Source organism: Methylobacterium sp. Leaf104 (assembly GCF_001422885.1).
Taxonomy (GTDB): domain Bacteria; phylum Pseudomonadota; class Alphaproteobacteria; order Rhizobiales; family Beijerinckiaceae; genus Methylobacterium.
In genome coordinates, this window is record NZ_LMMZ01000001.1 from 674575 (window position 1) to 690263 (window position 15689).

General features: G+C 71.1%; 14 protein-coding genes. 6 read left to right on the plus strand and 8 right to left on the minus strand.

Going from position 1 to position 15689, the window contains the following annotated elements; all coding sequences use genetic code 11:
- Positions 1-3: 3 nt before the first annotated feature.
- Positions 4-2580: an ABC transporter permease gene (locus ASF49_RS03165; protein WP_056467469.1), complete on the plus strand. Its 2577-nt coding sequence runs from the start codon at positions 4-6 to the stop codon at positions 2578-2580.
- Positions 2581-2589: 9 nt separating this feature from the next.
- Here the strand turns inward: ASF49_RS03165 and ASF49_RS03170 are convergent, their stop codons facing one another.
- Positions 2590-3588: an aldo/keto reductase gene (locus tag ASF49_RS03170; RefSeq protein ID WP_056467473.1), complete on the minus strand. Its 999-nt coding sequence runs from the start codon at positions 3586-3588 to the stop codon at positions 2590-2592.
- 100 nt (positions 3589-3688) lie between these two features.
- Here ASF49_RS03170 and ASF49_RS03175 point away from each other — a divergent pair, with 100 nt between their 5' ends.
- Positions 3689-4600 carry a LysR family transcriptional regulator gene (locus tag ASF49_RS03175; RefSeq protein ID WP_056467476.1) on the plus strand — a complete coding sequence of 304 codons (912 nt, stop codon included), beginning with the start codon at positions 3689-3691 and terminating at the stop codon, positions 4598-4600.
- Here the strand turns inward: ASF49_RS03175 and ASF49_RS03180 are convergent.
- The gene (locus ASF49_RS03180) at positions 4584-5768 is read right to left on the minus strand and encodes a hypothetical protein (RefSeq protein WP_056467479.1); all 1185 of its coding nucleotides are present in this window, start codon (positions 5766-5768) and stop codon (positions 4584-4586) included. The two genes, ASF49_RS03175 and ASF49_RS03180, sit on opposite strands and share 17 nt — an antisense overlap.
- Positions 5769-5892: 124 nt before the next feature.
- Between ASF49_RS03180 and ASF49_RS03185 the strand changes: the two genes are divergently transcribed.
- From ASF49_RS03185 to der, 3 genes are all read left to right on the plus strand, one after another.
- Positions 5893-6501: an NnrU family protein gene (locus ASF49_RS03185; RefSeq protein ID WP_056467482.1), complete on the plus strand. Its 609-nt coding sequence runs from the start codon at positions 5893-5895 to the stop codon at positions 6499-6501.
- Positions 6502-6639: 138 nt separating this feature from the next.
- Complete coding sequence (locus ASF49_RS03190; protein ID WP_056467485.1) at positions 6640-7353, plus strand: tetratricopeptide repeat protein; 714 nt, start codon at positions 6640-6642, stop codon at positions 7351-7353.
- A gap of 46 nt (positions 7354-7399) precedes the next feature.
- On the plus strand, positions 7400-8758 hold the full coding sequence (der, locus tag ASF49_RS03195; protein ID WP_056467488.1) for a ribosome biogenesis GTPase Der: 1359 nt from the start codon (positions 7400-7402) through the stop codon (positions 8756-8758).
- A 34-nt stretch (positions 8759-8792) separates the two neighbouring features.
- On the opposite strand, the gene ASF49_RS03200 is transcribed toward der, so the two are convergent.
- From ASF49_RS03200 to ASF49_RS03220, 5 genes are all read right to left on the minus strand, one after another.
- Positions 8793-9920 (minus strand): carboxylate-amine ligase, encoded by a 1128-nt coding sequence (locus tag ASF49_RS03200; protein WP_056467490.1) that lies wholly within the window; start codon positions 9918-9920, stop codon positions 8793-8795.
- A 37-nt stretch (positions 9921-9957) separates the two neighbouring features.
- Positions 9958-10377, minus strand: coding sequence for a dihydrofolate reductase (locus ASF49_RS03205; RefSeq protein WP_056467493.1), 420 nt, complete (start codon positions 10375-10377; stop codon positions 9958-9960).
- 40 nt (positions 10378-10417) lie between these two features.
- Positions 10418-11167 carry an SDR family NAD(P)-dependent oxidoreductase gene (locus ASF49_RS03210; protein ID WP_056467497.1) on the minus strand — a complete coding sequence of 250 codons (750 nt, stop codon included), beginning with the start codon at positions 11165-11167 and terminating at the stop codon, positions 10418-10420.
- Between the two features lie 7 nt (positions 11168-11174).
- The gene (gene purF, locus ASF49_RS03215; RefSeq protein ID WP_056467500.1) at positions 11175-12665 is read right to left on the minus strand and encodes an amidophosphoribosyltransferase; all 1491 of its coding nucleotides are present in this window, start codon (positions 12663-12665) and stop codon (positions 11175-11177) included.
- Between the two features lie 108 nt (positions 12666-12773).
- Positions 12774-13379: a CvpA family protein gene (locus tag ASF49_RS03220; protein WP_056467503.1), complete on the minus strand. Its 606-nt coding sequence runs from the start codon at positions 13377-13379 to the stop codon at positions 12774-12776.
- A 165-nt stretch (positions 13380-13544) separates the two neighbouring features.
- Between ASF49_RS03220 and ASF49_RS03225 the strand changes: the two genes are divergently transcribed.
- The gene (locus tag ASF49_RS03225; RefSeq protein ID WP_056467506.1) at positions 13545-14234 is read left to right on the plus strand and encodes a queuosine precursor transporter; all 690 of its coding nucleotides are present in this window, start codon (positions 13545-13547) and stop codon (positions 14232-14234) included.
- On the opposite strand, the gene radA is transcribed toward ASF49_RS03225, so the two are convergent.
- Positions 14231-15667 (minus strand): DNA repair protein RadA, encoded by a 1437-nt coding sequence (gene radA / locus ASF49_RS03230; protein WP_056467509.1) that lies wholly within the window; start codon positions 15665-15667, stop codon positions 14231-14233. The two genes, ASF49_RS03225 and radA, sit on opposite strands and share 4 nt — an antisense overlap.
- Between the last annotated feature and the right edge of the window lie 22 nt (positions 15668-15689).

Below are 15689 nucleotides of genomic sequence, written 5' to 3' on the forward strand. Positions count from 1 at the left end.
TCGATGCACGGGACCCTGCCCAAGCCGAGCGCCCGTTCTTCGCGCGGCCGCGTCCCGCTGACTCTGCGCCTCGCCCTCCGGGAGCTGCGCGGCGGGTTGGCGGGCTTCACCGTATTCCTCGCCTGCATCGCCCTCGGCGTCGCGGCGATCGCCGGCGTCGCCTCGATCTCGCGCTCGCTCACCGAAGGCCTCGGCCGGGAGGGCGCGCGCATCCTCGGCGGCGACCTCACCTACAGCCTGATCAACCGGGAAGCGACGCCCGAAGAGCGCGCCGCCCTCGACGCGCAGGGCCGCGTTTCCGTGGTGACGACCCTGCGGGCCATGGCCGTCGCCGGCGAGACCGGCGCGGCCCTCGTCGAGTTGAAAGCGGTGGGCGCCGACTATCCCGTGACCGGCGAACTCGTCACCGATCCCGCTCGGCCTCTCGCGGATCTCCTGGCCGAGCGCGATGGTGCCGCGGGTGCGGTCGCCGACCCGGCTCTGCTGACCCGCCTCGACCGGAAGGTCGGTGACCGCATCATGATCGCGGGACGGCCCTTCGTCATCCGCGCCACTCTGGTGTCGGAGCCGGACCGCATCGCCAACGGCATCGGCTTCGGCCCACGGGTGCTGATCACGCACGACGCCCTGGCCGCTTCGGGCCTGATCCGTCCGGGCAGCCTGAACCGCTGGAGCTACCGGCTCCAGCTACCAGGCACTGCCGACTCAGACCTCAAGACGCGCGCGGCCGCCATCGCCAAGGCCGCGCCGGACGCCGGCTGGGAGATGCGGGCGCGCACCAACGCCGATCCGCGCTTTGCCAAGAGCATCGAGCGCTTCACGCAGTTCCTCACCCTGGTCGGTCTGACCGCGCTGATCGTCGGCGGGGTCGGGGTCGCCAATGCCGTCGCGGCCTTCGTCGAGCGCAAGCGCGGCTCCATCGCCACCCTGAAGAGCGTCGGTGCGCCGGGCGGACAGGTCGTCGTCCTCTACCTGACCCAGGTCCTCCTGATAGCCGGCCTCGGCATCGCGATCGGCCTGATAGTCGGGGCGCTGCTCCCCTTCGGCCTCGACGTGCTGTTCCACGACGCCCTGCCGCTGCCGCTCAATCCGACGATCGCACTTGGCGAGCTCAGCCTTGCGGCGGCCTACGGCTTCCTGACGGCGCTCGCCTTCGCCATCCTGCCCCTGGGTCGCGCCCACGACATTCCCGTCTCGGGCCTCTTCCGGGACGTGGTCGATCCCGGCTCCGCCAGTACCCGCCTGCGCTATCGCCTGATCCTGGCGGCCGCCCTTACGGGGCTCGTTGGTCTCGCGCTGATCACCGCCTTCGACCAACGTCTGGCCCTCATCTTCATCGTCGCCGCCGGTCTCGCCTTCGGGCTCCTGCGCCTCGTCGCCCTCGGCCTGATGGCGGTGGCACGGCGCCTGCCACGCCCGCGCCTGGCGGCTCCCCGCATGGCCCTGGCGAACCTGCACCGCCCGGGGGCACTCACCCCCGCCATCGTGCTCTCCCTCGGACTCGGCGTGACCCTCTTGGTGACCCTGAGCCTCATCGACGCCAATGTCCGGCGAACGCTCACGAATTCTCTGCCCGCAAAGGCGCCCAACCTGTTCTTCCTCGACATCCCGTCGAGTGACGCGGATGCCTTCCACGCCTTCCTCGGCGGCTTGTCGCCCGGGGCGAAGATCGAGCGCGTTCCGATGATGCGCGGGCGCATCACCGCCCTCAACGATGTTCCGGCCGGCGAGATCAAGGCGCCCGAGGATGCCGCCTGGGTGCTCGACGGCGACCGCGGCATCACCTACGCCGACGATCTGCCGGAGGGCTCGTCACTGGTCTCGGGCTCGTGGTGGAACGCCGAAGAGGCGCGCACGCCGCTCGTCTCCTTCGACGCGGAGCTCGCGGGCAAGCTCGGCCTCGCGGTCGGCAGCACGGTCACGGTCAATGTCCTGGGACGGACGCTGAAGGCCAGGATCGCCAACCTGCGCAAGGTCGAGTGGCGCTCGCTGGGGATCAACTTCGTGATGGTGTTCTCGCCTGGGACCTTCCGGGGGGCGCCGCATTCCGATCTGGCGACCCTCACTCTGCCGAACGGCACCGACACCAAAGCCGAGGCAGCAATTCTTCGTGATGTGGCAAAGGCTTACCCATCCGTCACCAGCGTGCGAGTGAAGGAGGCCCTTGAGGCCGTGAGCGATATCGTCGCCAAGCTGGTCCTGGCCATCCGCGGCGCGAGCGGCATCGCCGTCGTGGCGAGCCTGTTCGTGCTGGCCGGCGCCCTGGCCGCCGGCCACCGGGCCAGGCTCTACGACGCGGTAGTGCTCAAGACATTGGGGGCCACGCGGGGTCGGCTGCTCGCGGCCTACACCCTCGAATACGGCGCCCTCGGCCTCGCCGCCGCGATCTTCGGCCTCGCCGCAGGCACCCTGGCGGGCTGGGTCATCGTCACCCGGGTGATGAAACTCGAATTCACCCTCGACCTGTCGGGCGCCATTCTCGCGGCGACCCTTGCGGTCGCCTTCGCGATCGTCCTCGGTCTCGCCGGAACCTGGCGCATCCTCGGGCAGAAACCAGCGCCGTATCTGCGCCAGTTCTGAGCGGAATGGTCACAGCACCTCGATGCCGGCCGTTCCCGCATCGGCGTAGCGCGCGCCGGCGACCGCACCGGGGCTGAACAGGTCGTCGAGCGCGGCGATCTCGGCCGCCGTCAGCGCGAGGTCCATCGCCGCCGCGTTCTCCGCGAGGCGGGCGACCCGCCGCGTGCCCGGGATCGGCACCACCGCCGGCGCCTTGTCGACCAGCCAGGCGAGGGCGATCTGGGCTGGACTGGCGCCCCGGCGGGCCGCGATGGCAGCGAGCCCGTCGAGGAGAGCCTGGTTCCGGGCCAGGGCGTCGGCCTGGAAGCGTGGATTGCCCCTGCGGAAATCGTCCGCCGCGAGCTGTGCCGGGTCGAGGCCCCCGGTGAGGAAGCCGCGTCCGAGCGGTGCGTATGCCACGAAGGTGACGTCGAGGTCGCGGCAGGTCTGCAGCATTCCGTCCTCGGGCGCCCGGCTCCACAGGGAGTATTCGCTCTGGACCGCCGCGATCGGATGGATGGCGTGGGCGGCCCGCAGGGTTTCGGGAGAGACCTCGGACAGGCCGAGGCCACGCACCTTGCCCTGCTCGACCAGGCGCGCCATCGCGCCGATCGTCTCGGCCAGCGGGGTCTCCGGATTGCGGCGGTGGCAGTAGTAGAGATCGAGGGTCTCGACGCCGAGCCGGGTCAGCGACGCCTCGCAGGCCGCGGTCAGATAGGCCGGCGTGTTGTCGATCCGCCGCTTTGCGCTGTCGTCCGGGCTGTTGGATGGGCGGACGATGCCGAATTTGGTGGCGAGCACGACCCGGTCGCGGCGGCCCTTCAGGAAGCGGCCGAGCAGGGTCTCGTTGTGGCCGAGGCCGTAGGTATCGGCGGTGTCGAGGAAATCGTAGCCGAGGTCGAGGGCCGCTGCGAGGGCGTCGAGGGATTCCGTCTCGTCGGAGGGGCCGTAGAATTCCGACATGCCCATGCAGCCGAGGCCGGGGACGGACACGGTGAGGCCGGTCTGGCCGAGAGGACGTCGCTGCATGGAGGCTCCTGGATCCGCGGGTCGCCGCAGTGATGTGCCACGCCGGACGAAGGGCGATAAGAGCAACACTCCTGGACGAACCGTTGAGCGGGGTTCATCGATGCAGCGGGCCGATCTGGCCGACCTCTCCGTGTTCGCGGCCATCGCCCGGCACGGCAGCTTCCGGCGGGCCGCCCTCGATCTCGGCGTCTCCACCTCCGCGCTGAGCCACGCCCTGCGGGGCCTGGAGACCCGGATGGGCGTGCGGCTGCTCCATCGCACCACCCGGAGCGTCGCCCCGACCGAGGCCGGGGCGGCCCTGCTCGCGCGAATCGGGCCGGCCCTGGACGAGATCGCTGAGGCGGTCGGCGCGGCGGGCGCGTTCCGCGAGACCCTGGGCGGCGCCCTGCGCATCAACGCTCCGCGCTCGGCCTGCCGGCTCGTCCTGATGCCGCTGGTGGCGCGCTTCCTCGCCCGGCATCCGGGGGTCCGCGTCGAGGTCGTGGCGGACGACGCGCTGACCGACATGGTCGCCGGCGGCTTCGATGCCGGAATCCGCTTCGGGGAGCATCTGGCCGACGACATGATCGCGGTGCCGCTCGGGGGGCCGCAGCGCTTCGCGCTGGTGGGCGCGCCCGCCTACCTGGCCGGCCGCGCGGCGCCCACGAATCCGGCGGACCTCGCCGGTCACCTCTGCATCCGGCAACGCTTTCCCGGCGGCGCGATCTATCGCTGGGAGCTCGGGAAGGACGGGCGGGACGTGACGGTGTCCGTCGACGGTCCGCTCATCGTCAACGATCAGGAGATGATCGTGCAAGCGGCGCTCGCGGGCCTCGGCCTCGGCCTGGTGTTCGAGGACGGCGTCGCCGACCACCTCGCATCCGGGCGCCTGTTGCGGCTGATGCCGGATTGGTGCCCGACCTTCCCCGGCCTGTTCCTGTACCATGCCGGCCGGCGCCAGATCCCGCCGCCGCTGAAGGCCTTCATCGACCTGGTGCGGCGGCCCCGGACCGAGCCTACGGCCACACCTTGATCGCCAGGTCGCGCCGCAGCAGATCCCGATCGGAGGTGATGGTGCAGCCCTCGGTGCGCAGCGTCACGTAGGTGAGGAAGGCCGCGTCGCCGGTATCGTCGAAGTTGCGGCCCCGGGCCTCGGGATCGAGCAGGGACGGATAGGCGATGAGCCCGCCGGGCGCCCGGCAGGGATCGTCGTACAAGGTGGCGCCGGCCAGGAGCAGGCGCGGCGTGTCCCAGGCCAGGAGGTCGCGGGAGGTCGTCCAGTAGAAGCCGGATTGCGGGAAGCCGGTCCCGGCCTTGGCCATGAAGACCGCGATCCAGGCGCCGCTGCCCCGGTGGCGCACGACGGCGCCCACCGGAGTCGGAAACGGCGCCACCGGCGCGCAGGTCGCCGCCCCCTTCACCGGCTTCGCGTAGGGGTCCGGGAAGGCCGCCGTGTAGCCGGTGCCCGTCCAGGCCCGCCAGCTCGCCGGATCGGCCGGGTCGCGCGTGCGGAACAGGCAGACGCCGGCGGATTGGTCGCTCCCCGGCAGGGTCCAGCCGGTGGTGGAGGCGAGGAAGTAGCGCCAGGTCCCGTCCGAGACGATGTTCGACGGGTTGAAGAACCCGCGGTGGCTGCCCTGTCCGACCTCCTGGCGGAAGGGCGCGCCGGCGACGACCACCGGCGGCGCCGCGCGGGTGAAGCTGCGTCCGCCATCGGTCGAGGCGGCCGCCACCACGCTGTTGTACCAGCACGCCATGTAGTCCTTCGCCCGGCAGCGGCCCGGATGCTCGTTGGCGCGGTACTCGTGATGGACGAGGGCCGCGACGGCACGCCCGTCCTCGGTCCAGGTGGCGGTGATCCAGGAGGCGTCGTCGTAGGCGGCCGGGTCGGCCTTGCCGCCGGATTCGAGCACCATGGCACAGTCCAGCTTCAGCGCGTCGAGGCGGGGGCCGCGAAAGGCACGGTTGCGGTAATGCATGCCGAAGAGGGCGACCGCGCCGGAGGCCTCGCGGAAGGCGCGGGCCGAAGCGTCGGGCACGTCGACGCCGTCGCAGGCGTCGCGCCCGGCCTTGAACATCACCACCGGGGGGCCGACCAGGGTCAGGGCGGAGAGCGGCGGCTCCGGAGCGGCCCGCGCCGGGGCGGCGAGGCAGACGAGACCGAGCAGGAGCCGGGCCGCGAGGGGGAGGGGGCGCGTCATCGGGGGTGCCTGGACATCGGCCGCAGATTGCGTTTTGAACCGTTACAGTTGGATTGTGCGCGCGCGTCCGCTCCCGGCCTTATCCACATCCGCCCGAACCCCCGTCTCCCCGCGAAGGCCTTCCATGCTGATCCTCATCCTCGGGCTCGTGCTCTTCCTCGGCACGCACGCCTTCTCCATGGCGCGGGCGCGGCGGGCGCGGGTGATCGGTGAGGTCGGCGAGGGCCGCTACAAGCTCGCCTACACCCTGACCTCGCTCCTCGGCCTCGTGCTCATCGGCTACGGCTTCCACCTCTATCGCGAGTCCGGCTACATCGCCGTGTGGGATCCGCCGGTCTGGACCCGCCACCTGGCCCTGCTGCTGACCGCCCTGGCCTTCGTCGCCCTGGCCTCCGCCTATCTGCCGGGGCACATCCGGGCGCGCGCCAAGCACCCGATGCTGCTGGCGGTGAAGATCTGGGCCACCGCGCACCTGCTGGCCAACGGCGACCTCGGCTCGATCCTGCTGTTCGGCAGCTTCCTCGCCTGGGCCGTCATCGCGCGGATCAGCGCGAAGCGCCGGGCGCTCGCCCCCGGCGCCGTGGTCGCGCAGCATGCCGGGCCCGCGGCGGCACCCGCCGGCTGGCGCAACGATGCCCTGGCGGTGGTGATCGGCCTCGCGGTCTGGTTCGCCTTCGCCCGCTACCTGCATCCGCTGCTGATCGGCGTCGCCGCCTGGCCGGGCCAGGCCTGAGGCACCGCCGCACCGACGCGCCGCGTCGAAGCCGGTCGCGCCGCGTCGAAGCCGGTCGCCAACGGCCCGCGCCTGTGATAGGCGCAGGCCTTCACCTTCCTGCAGCGGCCGCTCGGTTCCCGATCGGCGTGAGACGACATGGCCGAAAACAACGAGTTCATCCGCGAGGTCAACGAGGACTATCGCCGCGATCAGGTCGCCGAGATCTGGCGCCGCTACAGCGGCGTGATCATCGCCCTCGCGATCCTCGTGGTGGCCGCCGTCGGCGGCTGGCGCTACTGGCAGCACGACCAGCGCGTACGCGCCGAGGCCGCCTCCGAGCGCTTCGAGGTCGCCAACCGCCTCGCCCGCGAAGGCAAGTCGGCGGAAGCCGACAAGGCCTTCGAGGCGATCGAGAGCGATGCGCCGTCGGGCTACGCCCTCCTGGCGCGCTTCCGCTCCGCCACCGAGACCGCCAAGCGCGATCCGAAGGCGGGTGCGGCCGAGTACGACGCGCTGGCCAACGACACCAAGGTGAGCACCGGCCTGCGCGACCTCGCCCGCCTGCGCTCGGCCCTGCTGCGCCTCGACGGTACGGAGCCCGACGCCGCCCTGGCGACGCTGCAGGGTCTCGCCGCCCCGAACGGCCCCTTCCGCCACACGGCCCGCGAGATGCTCGGCCTCGTCGCCCTGAAGCGCGGCGACTACGACGGCGCCGGCCGCTGGTTCGACCAGATCAACGCCGACCTGCAGACGCCGCAGAACCTGCGCCAGCGCATCGAGGTCTACGCGGCCCTGGTGGCCGGCGGACCCGTCGCCGTGACCGCCGCGGCACCCGCCGCGCCGGCCGCTCCCCCACCCGTCACGCGCTGAGCCCTCGACCCGCTTCTCACGGACGCCTGACTGAAACGAGCACACCATGGATATGCCGACCGTCGCGATCGTCGGACGGCCGAACGTCGGCAAGTCGACCCTGTTCAACCGCCTCGTGGGCAAGAAGCTCGCCCTGGTGGACGACCGTCCGGGCGTGACCCGCGACCGGCGCGAGGGCGACGTCAATTTCGGTGGTCTCGTCTTCCGCATCATCGACACCGCCGGCCTCGAGGAAGCCGATCCCGGCTCCCTGCTGGGCCGCATGCGGGCGCAGACCGAGGCCGCGATCCTCGAGGCCGACGTGGTGCTGTTCGTCATCGACGCCCGCGCCGGCGTGCTTCCGGCCGACCAGCCCTTCGCCGAGATGGTGCGTCGCGCCGGCTGCCCGGTGATCCTCATCGCCAACAAGGCGGAAGGGGGCGCCGGCATGTCGGGCGCCTACGAGGCGTTCTCCCTCGGCCTCGGCGACCCGATCCCGTTCTCGGCCGAGCACGGCGAGGGCATCGGCGAGTTGCACGACGCCCTGATCGAATCGCTGCCGAAGCCCGACGACGAGGACGAGGAGTACGACGACGATCCCGCCAACCGCTCCCTCAAGGTCGCCATCGTCGGACGGCCCAATGCCGGCAAGTCGACCCTGATCAACCGGATGCTCGGCGAGGAACGCCTCCTCGTCGGCCCCGAGGCCGGCATCACCCGCGACTCGATCTCCCTCGACTGGGAGTGGCGCGGCCGCCGGATCAAGCTGCACGACACCGCGGGCATGCGCCGCAAGGCCCGGATCGACGACAAGCTCGAGAAGCTCGCCGTCTCGGACGGCCTGCGCGCCGTGCGCTTCGCCGAGGTGGTGGTGGTGCTCCTCGACGCCACGATCCCGTTCGAGAAGCAGGACCTGACCATCGTCGACCTGATCGAGAGCGAGGGCCGCGCCCTCGTGATCGGCCTGAACAAGTGGGATCTCGTCGCCGACCAGAACGGTCTTCTGAAGAAGCTGCGCGAGGATTGCACGCGCCTGCTGCCCCAGGTCCGCGGCGTCGCCGTGGTGCCGCTCTCCGGCCTCGCGGGCGAGGGTATCGACAAGCTGATGCAGGCGGTGACCAACGCCGAATCGATCTGGAGCACCCGCATCTCCACCTCGCGGATCAACGACTGGCTGAGCGAGGCGCTGCAGCGCAATCCGCCCCCGGCGGTCTCGGGCCGGCGCATCAAGATCCGCTACGCCACCCAGGTGAAGAGCCGCCCGCCGCACTTCGCCCTGTTCGGCAACCAGCTCGACGGCCTGCCGAAATCCTACACCCGCTACCTCGTCAACGGCCTGCGCGAATCGTTCGAACTGCCGGGGACGCCGATCCGGCTCTCGCTCCGGACCTCGAAGAACCCGTTCGACCGGGAGAACAAGGGCTGAGGCCGGGGGCGGGCCTCAGCGCCGAGGCCTGGGGTCAGGCCGCTCCGCCCGTCGTCTCCGCCAGCCAATCCACGACGGCGTCGAGGGCTTGGCGGTTCGAGGTGTCGCCGTTGCGGGTCGCCTCGAAGGTCGCGATCTGGCGCCCGGCACTGGTGCCGCGCTCGACGATGAGACGGGCCTGCGCGACTTCCCGTTCGCAGCCGAGGGCCGCCGCGTCTTCCGCGATGAGCGCGAGGAGGTTCTCGAGGGCCTGCGCGAAGGGCAGGGCCTCCTCGCTCGCCTCGTCGATCAACTCCGCCTCGGTGCCGCTGCGCTGGGCGCGCCACAGGTTCTCCTGGGCGAGCGCCCGCGAGACGCCGTCGAGCCCGGCATCGAGGTCCGGCCGGCGCACCACGAGGCGGACGAGGCAGCGGTAGAGGGCCGCGATGGTGAGGGCGTCCTCCAGCCGGGTGCAGGAATCGGCGATGCGGAGCTCCAGGGTCGGGAACTTGATCGAGGGGCGGAGCGACCACCACAGGAAGCTCGCATCCTGGATCGAGCCCGCGCGGGTCATGATGCGGACGTAGCGCTCGTAGGCGGCCTGATCGGCGAAGAGGTCCGGCAGGCCGGTGCGGGGCAGTTCGCCGAAGGCGCTGAGGCGATAGGCGCTGAGCCCCGTCGGCTTGCCCTGCCAGAACGGCGACGAGGCCGAGAGGGCGAGCAGCAGCGGCTGGTAGGGCAGGAGCCGGTTCATCAGGTCGACGCGGGCGTCGGGGTCTGGCACCTCCACGTGGACATGCATGCCGCAGATCAGGCTGCGGCGCCCGGCGAGGCCGACATCGCGCAGGATGCCGCGGTAGCGGTCGCCCTTGGTGGGCAGCTGGCGCGCCCAGTCCGCCACCGGATGGGTGCCGGCGGCGAAGACCAGGAGGCCGTGCTCGCGCCCGAGCTTGGCCAGGGCCGAGCGCTGGCGGGCGAGCACGTCGCGCGCCTGCGCGAAGTCGGTGGAGGGCGGCGTGCAGACCTCGACCTGGCACTGCAGCAATTCGCGCCCGATCTCGGGCAGTTCCTCGCCGGCCTGGACGTGGAAGGGCTTCACCGAGCGGCGCGGCGTGCCGCGCGTCTCGGCATCCGCCAGGAAGTATTCCTCCTCGATGCCGAAACGGTAGGGGGTCGAGGTCATCGGGAGCCTTGTGGAATGGGTCGCTCCCCTCAACCCGTCAGGCGCCCGTTTGTGCCCGCGCGGGGCCGCCGACGAGCCAGGCCGGGTCGAACCAGCGGTCGGCCTCGCCGTCATAGGGCAGCCGGGTGATGTCCCAGTGCTGGATGTACTTCGCGTAGACGTCCCAGACCGCGATGCCGCCGCCGACGAAGATCCGTCGTCCGGGATAGCGCGCCAGCACGGCCTCCGGGTCCTCGTGGCTGCGGATGACGTCGATGGTGCGGTCCTTGAACGCGAAGTCCGGCACCGAGGCGATCGTCTTCGGCCCGGCGATCAGGACGTGGCCCATGGTGACGGCGAAGAACCGCGTCACGTCCTCGACGAAGAGCGGGTCGGTGTTGCCCTCCCAGGGCAGGTGCCCGTTCAGGCCGAGCTGCCCGCGAAGGCCGATGGCGCAGATGCAGCGAACGTCGATCATGGGCGTCTCGGGGAGCGGGGAGGCGGGACGGCGTCCGGCGTCAGCACGCCATCTGCGGCGTCAGGATGCGGTCGCTCGGGAAATCGTAGATCTTGCCGGATTCCGCGAAGTCCGAGCTCGCGAGGCGCACGAAGTGCGGCGCGAGGTCGTCCGGGGTCTTCAGGGTCATCTCGTCCTCGCCCGGCATCGCCGCCTTGCGCATCGCGGTCCGCAGGGGGCCGGGATTGAGCAGCATGGCCCGCACGGGAGTCGTGGCCGTCTCCGCCGCATAGGTGCGGACCAGCGCGTCGAGGGCGGCCTTGGAGACCGAGTAGGGTCCCCAATAGGCCCGGCACTTCTGCGCGGCGCCGGAGGTGACGAAGATGGCCCGGCCCGCATCGGAGGCCCGCAGCAGCGGATCGAACGAGCGGATCAGGCGGTAATTCGCCGTCACGTTGATCTCCATCACCTGCGCCCAGGTCTTCGGCGTCACGTGCCCGATCGGCGTCAGGTTGCCGAGGATGCCGGCATTGCCGACCAGGATGTCGAGCCGCTTCCAGCGCTCGTGGATGCCCGCACCCAGGCGGTCGATGGCGTCGTAATCCGTCAGGTCGAGGGGCACGAGGGTGGCGCTCCCGCCGACGCCCCGGATGGCGTCGTCGAGCTCCTCCAATCCCCCTTGCGTCCGGGCGACGGCGACGATGTGGGCGCCGGCCTCCGCCAGGGCGAGGGCGGCGGCGCGCCCGATGCCGCGCGAGGCGCCGGTGACGACGGCGAGGCGGCCGGCGAGCGGCTGGGTCGGGCTGGTCATCCTGCGCTCAATCGGCTTCGGCGAGCATGGCGAGGCGGCGCGGACCGGCGATGGCGAGGTCGGTCAGGCCGGTCGGGTAGTCGCCGGTGAAGCAATGGTCGGTGTATTGCGGGCAGGCCTCGTCGCGGCGCTCTTCGCCCATCGCCTTGTAGAGCCCGTCGATGGACAGGAAGGCCAGTGAATCGGCGCCGATGTAGCGGCGCATGCCCTCGAGATCGTGGGTGGCGGCGAGCAGCTTCTCCCGCTCCGGCGTGTCGATGCCGTAGAAGTCCGGGTAGGTGATCGGCGGCGAGGCGATCCGGAAATGCACCTCGCAGGCGCCGGCCTCGCGCATCATGCGCACGATCTTCACCGAGGTGGTGCCGCGCACGAGGCTGTCGTCGACCAGCACGATGCGCTTGCCCTCCACCACCGCCCGGTTGGCCGAGTGCTTCATGCGCACGCCGAGCTCGCGCACCGACTGGGTCGGCTGGATGAAGGTGCGCCCGACATAGTGGTTGCGGATGATGCCCATCTCGAAGGGCAGGCCGGTCTCCTGCGCGAAGCCCAGCGCCGCCGGCACGCCCGAATCCGGCACCGGGATGACCACGTCGGCGGCGGTGGCCGATTCCCGGGCGAGCTCGTGGCCGATGTTCTTGCGCACGGCGTAGACGCTCTTGCCGTTCACCACCGAATCCGGCCGGGCGAAGTAGATGTACTCGAAGATGCACGGGCGCATCGGCTGCGCCGGGGCGAAGCGGATCGACTCGATGCCCTCTTCCGAGATCACCACGATCTCGCCGTTCTCGACGTCGCGGATGAACTTGGCGCCGATGATGTCGAGCGCACAGGTCTCGGAGGCGAGGATGTAGCGGCCATCGAGCTCGCCGAGCACCAGGGGGCGGATGCCCAGGGGATCGCGGGCGCCGATGAGCTTCTTGTTGGTCAGGGCCACGATGGCGTAGGCGCCCTCGATCTGGCGCAGGGCCTCGGTGAAGCGCTCGACGATGCGCGGCGCCCGGGAGCGCGCGGCGAGGTGCAGGATCACCTCGGTGTCGGAGGTCGACTGGGTGATCGCGCCGTCGCGCACGAGGTCGCGGCGGATCGACAGGGCGTTGGTCAGGTTGCCGTTATGGGCGACGGCGAGGCCGCCGCTGGCGAGCTCGGCGAAGAGCGGCTGCACGTTGCGCAGGATGGTGCCGCCGGTGGTGGAGTAGCGGACGTGGCCGATGGCGGCCGGGCCTTCGAGATGCTCGATGGTCGAGCGGTCCGAGAACGAATCGCCGACGAGGCCGGGCCGGCGCTCGGAATGGAACACGGCACCGTCGAAGGAGACGATGCCGGCCGCCTCCTGGCCGCGATGCTGCAGGGCGTGCAGGCCGAGGGCGACGATGGCGGAGGCATCCGGATGTCCGAAGATGCCGAAGACGCCGCACTCCTCGCGCAGCGTATCGCCGTCGCGGTCGAGCCCGTCCACGACCTCGACGGGGGGGCGGGCGCTCGACTTGGCTACAGACATGATGATGTCGTTCCCTGCTTGGCCCCGCACGAATCCCCGCCCAGGCACCGTCAGATGACCGTCATGTAATCGGCCTTCGCGCCGCAACCAAGCGCGCGGCGACGCAGGTCAGCGTCGCGGGGCGGGCGTGGCTGGCGCCTCGGTGCGGCGCTGGGCCGGGATTTCGCCCTCCGGCGGCTCGACGGGGTCGGCCGGCGCCTCGCCCTTCGGCTTCTTGAACTGCTTGAGCAGACCTTCCGGATTCTCCGGCAGCTGCGCCACCAGGGCGTCGCCGGACTTCTCCAGCATCGGGCGGCTGCGGGCCTCCGAGGCCCAGGGCGGCATCTTGCCCTGCACCAGCCAAGCCAGGAACACCCAGCCGATCACGCAGATCAGGAAGCCGCGGCCGGCCCCGAACAGGAAGCCCAGCGACCGGTCGATCGCGCCGATGCGCGAATCGAGGATCATGTCCGACACCTTCACGGTGATGATGGACACCACGATCAGCGTCACGAGGAAGATCGCGGCGATCGAGGCCACCAGGGCGACGGTGGCGTTCGTCACGTGCTGGCTGACGGTGGGCAGCAGCAGCGGATGGAATTTCCAGGCGATGGCGGCGGCCGCGACCCAGGCGATGATGGCGAGCACCTCGCGGGTCGCACCGCGCACGGCAGCCAACAGCGCCGAGACCACGACGATACCCAGCACGACGAGATCGAGAACGGAGAACGGCATCTCTGACGATTGTCACTTCATGGGGCGGAGCGGCGACGATGACCGGATCGTGCGGCTTCCCCCGGCCGCGGCCCTGTATATCCTGCGGAAACTCGGCCGTCACCCTGGCGTGAAGGCCCAATCCCGCCCGGGTTCAGCGCCTGTTCCCGGCGGCCCGAGGATGACATGACCGCATCGCCGCGCGTTTCCGGACGGCAATACCTCGTGCCCATCGCGGGGTTGTTCAGTGGTGTGCTGATCGTCTCGCTGATCCTGGCCGGCAAGATCGTCTCCTTGGCCGGCCTCACCTTCAGCGCGGCGGTGATCGTCTTCCCGCTCTCCTACCTGTTCGGCGACATCCTCACCGAGGTCTACGGCTATGCCAGCGCCCGACGGGTCGTGTGGGCGGGGTTCGCGGCGCAGATCGTCTGGATCGGGAGCTACACGATCGCGGCGGCGCTTCCGCCGGCACCGTTCTGGCCGCATCAGGCCGCCTTCGAGGCCGTGCTCGGCGCGACGCCGCGCCTGGCGCTCGCCGGCATGGCCGCCTACCTCGTCGGCGAATTCGCCAATGCCTACGTGCTGGCCAGGCTGAAGCTGCGCTTCGCCGGCGCCCATCTGGCGGCGCGGCTCGTCGCCTCGACGGTGTTCGGGCAGGCCCTCGATACCGCCCTGTTCGTGACGATCGCCTTCGCGGGAACGTTCGCGGCGGCGGACCTGATCCGCATCGGGCTCAGCGCTTGGGTCCTCAAGGTGCTCTGGGAAATCGTCGCCCTGCCCCTGAGCCTGCCCCTGATCCGCTGGCTGAAGCGGCAGGAGGGCGAGGATGCGGACGACCGCGACACCGACTTCAACCCGTTCCGCCTGAAGGCCTAATCGTCGTCGCCGTAATCGGGCGGGTTGTGGCTGCGCCGCTGGGCGCCCCGGCGCGGACCGCTGCTGGCGATGCCCGCGACCATGTCGGCGATGTGGCGCAGGGCCTCCGTCGACAGGGCATGGTCGCCGCCCTCGCCGCGGCCCTGCGGAGTCACGGCCTTGGCGAAGCCGAGCTTCAGGGCCTCCTTGAGCCGGGCCGGTGCCTGCGCCACCGGGCGGACCGCCCCGGAGAGGCCGATCTCGCCGAAATAGACGGTCTCGGGCGGCAGCGTCGCCCCGGACAGGGACGAGACCAGGGCCGCGGCGACCGCGAGGTCGGCCGCCGGCTCGGAGATGCGCAGGCCGCCCGCCACGTTGAGGTAGACGTCGTGGGTGCCCAGGCGAATGCCGCCATGGGCCTCCAGCACGGCCAGCACCATCGACAGGCGGTTCGGGTCCCAGCCGACCACGGCCCGGCGCGGCATGCCGAGGGAGGAAGGGGCGACGAGGGCCTGGATCTCCACGAGCAGGGGCCGCGTGCCCTCCATGCCGGCGAAGACCGCGGTTCCGGGGGCGGCGTGGTCGCGCCCCGCCAGGAACAGGGCGGAGGGATTGGGCACCTCGGCGAGCCCGCCATCGGTCATCTCGAACACACCGATCTCGTCGGTGGGACCGAAGCGGTTCTTCACCGCGCGCAGGATGCGGAAATGGTGGCCCTGGTCGCCCTCGAAGGAGGCGACGGCGTCGACCATGTGCTCGACCACGCGCGGGCCGGCGATCTGCCCGTCCTTGGTGACGTGGCCGACGAGGATCACCGCCGTGCCGGTGGTCTTGGCGAAGCGGATCAAGGTCTGGGCGGAGCCGCGCACCTGCGTGACCGTGCCGGGGGCGGATTCCACCGTCTCGGTCCACATCGTCTGGATCGAGTCGATGATCGCGAGGGCCGGGGGCCGTCCCTGCGACAGGGTCTCGACGATGTCCTCGACGTTGGTCTCGGCCGCGAGCTCCACGTTCGCCGAGGACAGGCCGAGTCGCTCGGCGCGCAGGCGCACCTGCGCCACCGCCTCCTCGCCCGAGATGTAGACCACGCGCTCGCCGGTGCGGGCCATGGCGGCGGAGGCCTGCATCAGGAGGGTCGACTTGCCGATGCCGGGATCGCCGCCGAGGAGGATCACCGAGCCGCGCACGAAGCCGCCGCCGGTGACGCGGTCGAGTTCGTTGATGCCCGAGGGGATGCGCGGGGCCTCCTTCACCTCGCCGGTCAGGCCCTCGAGGGCGAAGACCCGGCCGCGGGCGCGGCTCGGGCGCGTCTTGACCGGCCCGGATTGCGGGCCGGTGGCGCCGGTCTCCTCGACGATGGTGTTCCAGCCGTTGCAGGCCTCGCAGCGGCCGCGCCAGCGATTGTAGACCGCCCCGCAGGACTGGCAGACGAAGGTCTGTTGGATCTTGGCCATCGCGATTCCGCTGGAAGGGACG